Raw genomic sequence first — 9,826 nt, 5'->3', positions numbered from 1 at the left:
GGCGGCGGACAGGGCCGCGGGGCAGCCGGTGGTGTCGGCGCCGGTCCAGGCGGGCAGGGCGGCGACCACGCCGAACACCGATTCGGGGTGCTCGGCGGCCCAGTCCACGGCGACGGCCGCGCCCAGCGAGATCCCGGTGACCAGGACGGGTCCGGAGCGGGCGGCGGCGTCCAGGGCGGCCCGGTAGCTCTCGATCACCGCGCGCGGGTCGGGGTCGACCGCCAGGAACGGCAGATCCAGTGCGGCGCAAGCGGATCCGAAGGCGCGGCGGGCGAAGTGGGCGTCGGAGCCGGTTCCGGGCAGGGCGACGGCGACCGCCGGACGGGGAAGATCGGGCACCGGCCGACTGTAGCGGGGACGGGCGCGCGTGGCGGGTGCAGCCCGTCCCATCTACAGTGGCGGAGGTACGGCCATGAGCGGCCGGGTGGCAAACCGCCCGGTCGACGTGGAAGGAACGAACGACGTGAGACCCACGCCGTCCGAGCTCTACAGGAGAGCGTGCGAGATGCCATCCGCGGGTGGGAAGGACACCCCGTCAGGCTATTTCCGGCGGCTCGGCCGCAGACTGACGGAGGACCTGGATCGTTTGGATGCCGAAGAGCTCGCCGAGACGTCCGAGGCGTCGGGCGCGTGCCGGGCATCGGAATGCCGGCGTGGTGAGGAAGTCACCATGGTCGGCCGGCTCCGCAGTGTGGAGGCCTGTCCCAAGGCCGGTGGTGCGGAGGTGGCCGCCGAATTCTTCGACGGCACCGACAGCGTGGCCCTGGTGTTCATCGGCAGGCGTCGTATCCCGGGAATCGAACCGGGCCGTCGTATCCTGGTCCGCGGCCGCGTCGGTGAACGCGACGGCGGCAAGGTCATCTACAACCCCTACTACGAACTGCGCGGGAATTCCTGACACTCATGCCGAACCCCACCAGCAGCGGCGAGGGCCGCGAGTCCGCCGAGCCCTCCGCTGCGGCGGACTTCGACCCGCCCACGGTCCAGTTGAACCCGGCCGACGCCGATGCGACGGCATGGCGCCTGGATCACGCGCTGCTGGACGAGGACATGCAGGCGCTGGTGGATGCCGAGCGCGCCGCCGACGCCCCGCACCATGCCGATGAGGAGGCCGGGGCGGACGAGCCCGAGCCGACGCTGCTCGAGCAGATGGGCGGCCTGTCGGGCCTGATCTATTCCTCGCTGCCGGTGCTGGTGTTCGTGCCGGTGAATTCGCTGCGCGGCCTGACCGCCGCGATCTGGGCGTCGCTGGGCGTGGCCGCGGCGATCCTGGTGTGGCGCTTGGTGCGTCGGGGTCCGATCCAGCCCGCCATCTCCGGTTTCCTGGGTGTGGGTGTGTGCGCGTTCATCGCCTACCGGATGGGGGAGGCGAAGGGTTTCTTCCTGTTCGGCATCTACGCGAGCCTGGTGTACGGCGGGGCGTTCCTGCTGTCGCTGGTGGTGCGCTGGCCGCTGGCGGGCGTGATCTGGGGTGCGTTGAACGGGCACGGCACCGGGTGGCGTTCGGACAAGCGCGCCATGCGGCTCTACGACATCGCGACCGCGGTGTGGGCGCTGGTGTTCGTGGCCCGGTACCTGGTGCAGAACCACCTGTACGCGGCCAACAGCACCGGTCTGCTGGCGGTGGCGCGGATCGCCATGGGATGGCCGTTGACCGCGGTGGCCGCGCTGGTGACCTTCTGGGCGGTCCGCAAGGCCGGTCATCTGCCCTCTGCCAGGGCGAATGCCGGTAAGGCTGAGGCCGGGGCCGCGGATTCCGCGGCCTAGCTCAATCGTCCAGTTCGGGCACTTATCGCGCTAAATCCGCGTCGCGCAACACCTTCGGGCCCGTGCGGGGACGAAAGGGGGTGACCAACCCACCCCTGGGGTACCTATTTCGGCGGCCCCCCGGCGAGCACGATCTTTCTCAGAAGCTCTCACAGGCTACGGAGAAAGGAACGCGGAGTTGAGTACCGACGGCAAGGCAGTGGCAGCGCAGGAACGGGGCGAGGGGCTCGGTACCGCGGTGCAGATTGCGGCCTCGCGCCGGCACCCGGCGGGGCGGGGAGGCAGCAAGACCGGCAGTGTGGCGACGTCGGAGTCCCGGCGCGCCGCAGCGGAACTGGAGAAGCTGATCGGCCCGGCCGCCGCCGGTGACCGCGCCGCCGTCTCCGAGATCCTCAAGATCGTGTACCCGCTGGTGCGCCGCTACTGCGCGGCTCGCATGGGCGGCGCGGGTCACCTGCACGTGACCGCGGATGATGTGGCGCAGGAGATCTGCCTGGCGACGGTGCAGGCCATCCCGCGCTACCGCGACCAGGGCAAGTCGTTCCTGGCCTTCGTCTACGGCATCTCGGCGAACAAGGTGGCCGACGCGTTCCGGCGGGCGCAGCTGCACCCGGCCTACCCGGTCGCGGAGTTCCCCGACGCCCCGAACACCGAGGCGGGCCCGGAGGAGCGGGCGCTGGCGATGGAGACCCGGCGCGCCACCCGCGACCTCATGCAGGTGCTGTCCTCGACCCACCGTGAGGTGCTGGTCATGCGGATCGTGCTGGGCTGGACCGCGGCCGAGACCGCCGAGGCCATCGGCACCAGCCCGGGCGTGGTGCGGGTCATGCAGCACCGCGCGCTGAACCGGCTGCGGGCCGAGCTGCGGGAGGCGTCCTGAGGGTGCGGGGGATGAAGACGGCGAATGGGCCGGGCGCAGGGGGTGCGCCCGGCCCATTGCCGTATGCGGGGGTGCGGCGGTTCGGGGTCAGGCGGTGGCTTCGACCGAGCCGAACCCGTTGACCCCGTTGACGCCGAGCGCCTTGCGCAGCTCGTCCTCGGCCTCGACCGAGGTGACGAACAGCAGTTCGTCCTCGCCTTCGAGCGGATCGTCGGCCTGCGGGACGATGACGCGCCCGCCGCGCAGGATGGTGACCAGGGCGGCGTCGCGGGGCAGGGTGAGGGTGCGAACGGCCTTGCCCGCCAAAGGCGTATCGGTGGGCAGGGTGATCTCGACCAGGTTGGCCTGACCTTGGCGCAGCGTCATCAGCCGCACCAGATCGCCGACCGAGACCGCCTCCTCGACCAGCGAGGCCAGCAGTCGCGGCGTGGACACCGCGACGTCGACGCCCCAGGACGAGTCGAACAGCCACTCGTTGCGCGGGTCGTTGACGCGGGCCACCACTCGCTGCACGCCGAATTCGGTCTTGGCGAGCAGGCTGAACACCAGGTTCACCTTGTCGTCGCCGGTGGCGGCGATGACCACGTCGTAGGTCTCGAGCCCGGCCTCCTCGAGCGTCTCCAGCTCGCAGGCGTCGGCGTGGGTCCAGACGGCGGTGGGGGCGCTGGTGGGGTCGATGTGGTCGAGTCGGCGTTCGAGCAGCATGACCTGGTGGCCGCCGCGTAGCAGTTCCTGGGCGATGGAGCGGCCGACGGCTCCGGCCCCGGCGATGGCTACCTTCATCGGGCTTCCTTCACGATCAGTGCTCGGGGGCAGGGGGATTGGCGGCCAGGGCGACGGCCTCGCCGACATTGCCGGAGGTGGCGGCGATGTAGACCAGGTCGTCGGCCTGCAGCATGGATTTGCCCGTGGGCAGCACGCCCTGCCCGAAGCGGATGACGAAGGCGACGCGCGCCCCGATGGCCTCCTCCAGCGCGTTCACCGAGTGCCCGTACCAGTTCTCGTTCAGGTCGAGTTCGGTGACGGCGACGGTGCCGGTGGGGTCGCGCCAGGTGGTGGTGGACTGATCGGCGACCAGGGTGCGCAGGAATCGGTCGGTGGTCCACGGCACGGTGGCGATGGTGGGGATGCCGAGGCGCTCGTACACCGCGGCGCGCTTGGCGTCGTAGATGCGGGCGACCACGCGCTCCACGCCGAAGGTCTCGCGGGCGACGCGCGCGGAGATGATGTTGGAGTTGTCACCGGAGGACACGGCGGCGAAGGCCCCGGCGCGTTCGATTCCGGCCCGGGTCAGCACATCTCGATCGAAGCCGACGCCGGTGATGCACAGGCCCGGGAAATCGCGGCCCAGGCGCAGGAAGGCGCTCGAGTTCTGATCGATCACCGCGACCTCGTGGCCGATCCGGACGAGGGCGCGGGCGAGCGAGGATCCGACCCGCCCACATCCCATGATCACGACGTACACCGTACGAACCCCATTCCCGAAAACCGTGGTGTGCGGTCTGGTTGCTTGATCGAAATATCGGCCGGGTGGCAACCGTACCGCTCGAGTTTCACTGCGGGCACTTTCCCCCTCCGGAACATGTTCAAACCGGAACCGGAAAAACCTCACAGCGCCCGAGGTCACCCTACGGCCGCGGGTGGCCCGCGTCGCGCCGCGAACACGGTCGCCCGCGGACTGACCTATGCTGCCTGGAGTGTCGAAGTTGACGACGGCCGCCAAGCGCATGCTGGTGGGCCGCCCATTCCGCAGCGATTCTCTCGGTCATACGCTGCTGCCCAAGCGGATCGCGCTCCCGGTCTTCGCGTCGGACGCGCTGTCTTCGGTGGCATACGCGCCCGAGGAGATCTTCCTGGTGCTGTCGGTGGCCGGCCTGTCCGCCTACGTCTACGCACCGTGGATCGGTCTGGCGGTCGCGCTGGTGATGGCGGTCGTGGTGGCCAGCTACCGGCAGAATGTGCACGCCTATCCCTCCGGTGGCGGCGACTACGAGGTCGCCACCAAGAACCTGGGACCCACGGCGGGGTTGACGGTCGGCAGCGCGCTGCTGGTCGACTATGTGCTCACGGTGGCGGTGTCGATCTCCTCGGCGGCGTCCAATATCGGGTCGGCGGTGCCGTTCGTGGCGACGCACAAGGTGTTGTTCGCGGTGTCGGCGATCGTGATCCTGACCGCGATCAATCTGCGTGGTGTGCGCGAATCCGGCACGGCGTTCGCGATTCCCACCTACGCCTTCATGATCGGCATGTTCGTCATGCTGATCTGGGGTTTCGTCCGGATCTTCCTGGGTCAGACGGTGCACGCCGAGTCGTACGGATTCGGGTTGAAGGCCGAGGACGAGCATCTGTTCGGCCTGGCCTTCGTCTTCCTCATCGCGCGCGCCTTCTCCTCCGGCTGTGCGGCGCTGACCGGTGTCGAGGCCATCTCCAACGGCGTGCCCGCGTTCCGCAAACCCAAGTCGCGCAATGCCGCGACCACCCTGCTGCTGCTGGGCTGCATCGCGGTCACGCTGTTCATGGGCATGATCGTGCTCACCCAGAAGGTCGGCATCGTCTACGCCCACGACACCTCGGACCTGATCGGCGCGCCCGCGGGCTACGAGCAGAAGACCCTGGTGGCGCAGCTGGCGGGCGCGGTGTTCTCCGGCTTCCCGGCCGGGTTCTACTTCATCACCATCGTCACCGCGCTGATCCTGGTGCTGGCGGCCAACACCGCCTTCAACGGGTTCCCGGTGCTGGGTTCGATTCTGGCGCAGGACCGTTTCCTGCCGCGTCAGCTGCACACCCGCGGTGACCGGCTGGCGTTCAGCAACGGCATCCTGTTCCTGGCGGGCGCGGCCATCGCGTTCGTGGTGCTGTTCGGCGCGGAGGTGACGCGTCTGATCCAGCTCTACATCGTCGGCGTGTTCGTGTCGTTCGTGCTGAGCCAGACCGGCATGCTGCGGCACTGGACCCGGTTGCTGCGCACCGAGACCGATCCCGCGCAGCGGATGCGGATGAAGCGGTCGCGGGTGATCAACGCCATCGGCCTGACCATGACCGCGACCGTCCTGATCATCGTGCTGGTCACCAAGTTCGTGGCGGGCGCCTGGATCGCCATCATCACCATGGCGGCGATCTTCGGCCTGATGAAACTCATTCGCCGCCACTACGACTCCGTGTCGCGGGAGCTGGACGAGGCCGACTGGGACGGGGTGCTGCCCAGTCGCACCCACTCCATCGTGCTGGTGTCCAAGCTGCACATGCCGACCCGGCGCGCCCTGGCCTACGCCCGCGCCACCCGGCCCGACACCATCGAGGCCATCACGGTCAATGTCGACGAACCCGACACCCGGGCGCTGGTGCGGGCGTGGGAGTCCAGCGATATCGCGGTGCCGCTCAAGGTGATCGAATCGCCGTACCGTGAGATCACCAAGCCCGTGGTCGATTACGTGAAGCGGGTGCGCAAGACCTCGCCGCGCGATGTGGTCACCGTGTTCATCCCCGAATACGTGGTCGGCCATTGGTGGGAGCAATTGCTGCACAACCAGAGCGCGTTGCGTCTGAAGGGCCGCCTGCTGTTCGAGCCCGGCGTCATGGTGACCAGCGTCCCGTGGCAGCTGTCCTCGTCGGCGGGGCGGGCCCACCCCAGCCGGGTGGTCAATGCCCCCGGTTCGGTGCGTCGCGGTTTCGGGGACGAATCGTGAGCGGACCCGACTGGTACGGCGAGGTCTTCGAGGTCCGTCTCGGCCCGCCGGGCCACGGCGGTTTCTGTGTGGCCCGCCACGAGGGCCGTGTCCTGTTCGTCCGCCACGGCCTGCCCGGTGAACTGGTCCGGGCCTTGGTCACCGAGGACCGCGGCGGCTCCTTCTGCCGCGCCGACGCCATCGACATCCTCGACCCGTCGCCCGACCGCGTCCCCGCCACCTGCCCGGTGTCGGGCCCCGGCGGCGCGGGCTGCTGCGACTTCACCTTCGCCACCCCCGAGGCCCAGCGCGCCCTCAAACACCAGGTCGTCGCCGACCAGTTGCGCCGCCTCGCCGGCTGGGAGCCCGACTTCACGGTCGAGCCCATCCCGGTGCCCGCCGGTCTGCCGACCGGCACGGTCGCGCAGCCGGACTCCCGCACGGGGCTGATCGCCCTGCCGGGCAGTTCCGGACGGACCCGTGGCGTGACCACGAGGCTCGGCGCGAGCCTGCTGGCGGGCTCGCGCCCCGAATCGCAGCCGACCGCGGGTGCCGCCGAGGTGCCCGAGCCTGCCGTGCCCGCAAAGTCTCGGTCAGGACGGGTATCCGAGTCGCGCGCCGGGGGACGCCCGGACACGACCGCGGTCACCGGTGTCGCGCCGGGCCGGGTCGGGGGAGTGGCCACGCATGTCGCGAGCGCCCTCATCGGCAGTCCGGCGACACCCGACGCCGGGCCCGGACGTGGCGTGCGGCCGGTCGGTTCGCCGGCGGCGGACGCGTATGCCGGTGGCTGGCGCAGCCGGGTGCGGCTGGTGGTGGACGCCGACGGCCGTGCCGGGGTGCATCGGTATCGGAGCACCGAGGTCATCGCGGATCTGCGGTGCCCGCAGCCGATGGCGGGAGCCATGGAGGGGATCGCCGAACGGGAGTGGACGCCCGGGGCCGATCTGGTGGTGGCTGTCGACGGGGACGGGATGCGGCATCTGGTCGAGGTCGCGCCCGCCGGGGACGAGCGGAGTGGACGGCGGGAGCGGCGTGAGCGGGGCGGTCGCGGCGGGGATCGGCGCAGTACCGCGGCGCGGCGGGCGGCGGCGCACAGTGCCCGCACCGAGCGGGTGGTGGATGGCACCGGGCGCGCGGTGCAGTATGTCGCCGAGCGCCGGTGGGAGTTGTCGGCGACGGGGTTCTGGCAGCCGCATTACGGTGCGGCGCAGTGCTATTCGGATGTGGTGGCCGAGTGGGCCGATGCCGCGCCGGGTGCGCTGGTGTGGGATCTGTACTGCGGTGTCGGCGTGTTCGCGGCGCGGCTGGCCGGGCGGGTCGGAGACGCGGGGTTCGTGCACGGTGTGGAGTTCGCGCGCACCGCGGTCACCGAGGGCCGGGCGGCGCTGCGGGATCTGCCGTGGGTGGATCTGACCGCGGACCGGGTCGAGCGCTGGATTCACGAACAGTCCGGCGCCGCACCGGATGTCGTGGTCCTGGACCCGCCGCGCGCGGGCGCGGGCAAGGATGTCGTCAACGCCCTGAGCGAGCGTTCCCCGCGCCGCATCATCCATATCGGCTGCGACCCGGCCGCTTTCGCCCGCGACGTCGGCCTCTACCGATCCGTCGGGTACCACCCGGTGGCCCTGCGGGTCTTCGACGCCTTCCCGGGCACCCATCACGTGGAGTGCATCGCGGTCTTCGAGCGCTGACTCCGGGATCAGGGAGCTGTCGCCGCGGGAATCGCCCGATTCCCCGCGCCGACCGCTCCCTGATCTTGTTGTGGCGCAGGTGGGTTGGCGGGCGGCGGCTTCGGGGCCTGGGCCAAGATGTTGCCCATGAGTACGTTGTCGGATCCGACTGTGGCGTCGATCCTGGAGCTGATCTACGGGGATCAGTCGAAGTTCCATTCGCTCGAGGCCTTGCTGCTGGGGGTGGATCTCAAGCGGCCGGAGTACGGGGTCCCGATGTGGGTGAACGCCGACAGCTACTGGGGTCGGTTGGTGAGTCCGGTGTACGGGGCGCGGATCGCGGCGCAGGCCGGGAACGCGGAGGCCGATCGGGCGCTGCTGGATCTGGTCGAGGTGACGGTGGCGCGTTTCCTGCAGGGGGAATCGTTGCAGCGCAAGAGCCTTCCGGCGTGGATGCCGGAGCTGCGCCGGGCGCTGCTGGCCGACGGGTACCGCATGAAGATCGACCGGGTGACGGGGGAGGGTCCCGACGGGACCGTGCGCTGCCGCCTGAAACCCACCGGCGAGCTGCCGGTGCGCCTCGCCGACCGGGTCGCCCTGCTGGAGACCGAACTGGAGGTGCGCGGCCAGCAGACCGCCCTCGACCACCTGCGCGCCGCCGTCAAACACCATGGGCGCGGCCGTTTTCCGGCGTGTGAGAAGCGCCTGCGCTCGGCCCTGCTCCAGGTGACCGCCTACGCCACGGGCACCGGCGACCTCGACGGCACCCGCAATGTCCGCCACCTCGTCGACACCGGCCGCCTCACCGTCGCCGAGGGCACCCGTCTGCTGCACGACCTGCGCGGCCTGACCGACGAGGACCCGTTCCCGCATCGAACTCGCGCCGACGCCACCAGATTCCGCGTGCAGCTGACCCTCGTCCACGCCACCGCGCTCTTGGCCCAAGTCCAGCACTGACTCGGGCGCGGGGGATTCCTCACGGGTGGTTCGGTCGTGCTGCCGAGCCGGTCACCCGGGTTCAGCGCCGGACCGTGAGCTGCGCCTGGCTGTCGAGTCGAGCCCGGGCGGCTCCGGTTCGGTGACAGTAGGATTCGCTGCTAGGCGAGCTGCCAGGTGACGCGGATGCTGGTGGAGATCTCGCTCTCGCCGAGCTCCACCGGCATGGCCGGTGCGCCTGCGGCTTTCGCGGCGGCCGCGAAGGCGATGCGCGGGGCCGGGGTGGGTCCGGTGATGTTCTCGGTGATCTCGAGGACCGGCCCGAGTGTGCGGCCCGCCCGCGTCACGTACTGTTCGGCCTTGCTCACCGCGTGGTCCCAGGCTTCGTCGCGGGCGCGGACCATCAGTGCTTCCTCGTCGGCCACGGTCAGCGTCAGCCCGCCCAGCCGGACATCATCACCTCCGGCGGCGACGGCGTGGGCGATGATCGCGGCGGGCCCATCGTCCTTGCCGGACTTGGCTTCCCCGTCGGGCCCGGCGATGTCGCGCAGTGTCACGGTCAGCGATGTCCCCGCCGAATACCCGACCAGCTTCTCCCGATTGCCGTCGGTCCACACGGTTTCCGCGCGCACGGTCAGCCCGCTGGTCGAGATGTCGCGTCCGTGCACGCCGTCCCCGCGTAGTGACCCGATCACCGCGTCGGCCCGTTCCCCGGCGCGCGCGTAGGCGGCGGCCACGGTGTCGGCCCGGGTGTCCACGGAGATCGATACCCGCATGATGTCCGGTGTCGCACCGGCGCTCCCGGATCCGATCATCGTGATGGTGCCGACGTTATCGCTGGTCACGCGGTCCTCCTCGGTCGATGCGGGCGCAACCCAGCCGATGCTACCGACGCGGGGTGACCG

General features: G+C 70.5%; 9 protein-coding genes and 2 pseudogenes. 7 read left to right on the top strand and 4 right to left on the bottom strand.

Going from position 1 to position 9,826, the window contains the following annotated elements; translation table 11 throughout:
• Window positions 1-339 (bottom strand): annotated as a pseudogene (locus ACWELJ_RS12400) (alpha/beta hydrolase); the annotation flags it as partial.
• A gap of 166 nt (window positions 340-505) precedes the next feature.
• Between ACWELJ_RS12400 and ACWELJ_RS12395 the strand changes: the two are divergent.
• The 3 genes from ACWELJ_RS12395 (at window position 506) to ACWELJ_RS12385 (ending at window position 2,647) form a co-directional block, all read left to right on the top strand.
• Complete coding sequence (locus ACWELJ_RS12395) at window positions 506-898, top strand: OB-fold nucleic acid binding domain-containing protein (RefSeq protein ID WP_452366247.1); 393 nt, start codon at window positions 506-508, stop codon at window positions 896-898.
• A 251-nt stretch (window positions 899-1,149) separates the two neighbouring features.
• The gene (locus tag ACWELJ_RS12390; RefSeq protein WP_452366246.1) at window positions 1,150-1,767 is read left to right on the top strand and encodes a DUF3159 domain-containing protein; all 618 of its coding nucleotides are present in this window, start codon (window positions 1,150-1,152) and stop codon (window positions 1,765-1,767) included.
• 298 nt (window positions 1,768-2,065) lie between these two features.
• Complete coding sequence (locus tag ACWELJ_RS12385; RefSeq protein ID WP_357195933.1) at window positions 2,066-2,647, top strand: sigma-70 family RNA polymerase sigma factor; 582 nt, start codon at window positions 2,066-2,068, stop codon at window positions 2,645-2,647.
• An 87-nt stretch (window positions 2,648-2,734) separates the two neighbouring features.
• Here the strand turns inward: ACWELJ_RS12385 and ACWELJ_RS12380 are convergent, their stop codons facing one another.
• Together ACWELJ_RS12380 and ACWELJ_RS12375 are read right to left on the bottom strand one after the other, a co-directional pair.
• Window positions 2,735-3,430: a potassium channel family protein gene (locus ACWELJ_RS12380; RefSeq protein WP_452366243.1), complete on the bottom strand. Its 696-nt coding sequence runs from the start codon at window positions 3,428-3,430 to the stop codon at window positions 2,735-2,737.
• A gap of 16 nt (window positions 3,431-3,446) precedes the next feature.
• Window positions 3,447-4,112, bottom strand: coding sequence for a potassium channel family protein (locus ACWELJ_RS12375; protein ID WP_452366242.1), 666 nt, complete (start codon window positions 4,110-4,112; stop codon window positions 3,447-3,449).
• Window positions 4,113-4,344: 232 nt separating this feature from the next.
• On the opposite strand from ACWELJ_RS12375, the gene ACWELJ_RS12370 reads away from it, so the two are divergent.
• From ACWELJ_RS12370 to ACWELJ_RS12355, 4 genes and pseudogenes are all read left to right on the top strand, one after another.
• Window positions 4,345-6,333, top strand: coding sequence for an APC family permease (locus ACWELJ_RS12370; protein WP_452366241.1), 1,989 nt, complete (start codon window positions 4,345-4,347; stop codon window positions 6,331-6,333).
• Window positions 6,330-6,704 (top strand): annotated as a pseudogene (locus ACWELJ_RS12365) (TRAM domain-containing protein); the annotation flags it as partial. The gene ACWELJ_RS12370 and the pseudogene ACWELJ_RS12365, both read left to right, overlap by 4 nt.
• Window positions 6,705-7,205: 501 nt before the next feature.
• Window positions 7,206-8,006 carry a class I SAM-dependent RNA methyltransferase gene (locus ACWELJ_RS12360; RefSeq protein ID WP_452366245.1) on the top strand — a complete coding sequence of 267 codons (801 nt, stop codon included), beginning with the start codon at window positions 7,206-7,208 and terminating at the stop codon, window positions 8,004-8,006.
• Window positions 8,007-8,132: 126 nt separating this feature from the next.
• Window positions 8,133-8,942: a hypothetical protein gene (locus ACWELJ_RS12355; protein WP_452366240.1), complete on the top strand. Its 810-nt coding sequence runs from the start codon at window positions 8,133-8,135 to the stop codon at window positions 8,940-8,942.
• A gap of 140 nt (window positions 8,943-9,082) precedes the next feature.
• Here the strand turns inward: ACWELJ_RS12355 and ACWELJ_RS12350 are convergent, their stop codons facing one another.
• Window positions 9,083-9,766, bottom strand: a complete 684-nt coding sequence (locus ACWELJ_RS12350; protein WP_452366239.1) for an SIMPL domain-containing protein — start codon at window positions 9,764-9,766, stop codon at window positions 9,083-9,085.
• Window positions 9,767-9,826 lie beyond the last annotated feature (60 nt).

The organism is Nocardia sp. NPDC004582, assembly GCF_053602115.1.
Note: the sequence above shows the minus strand (reverse complement) of the source record. Positions and strands in the feature narration are given on the sequence as shown.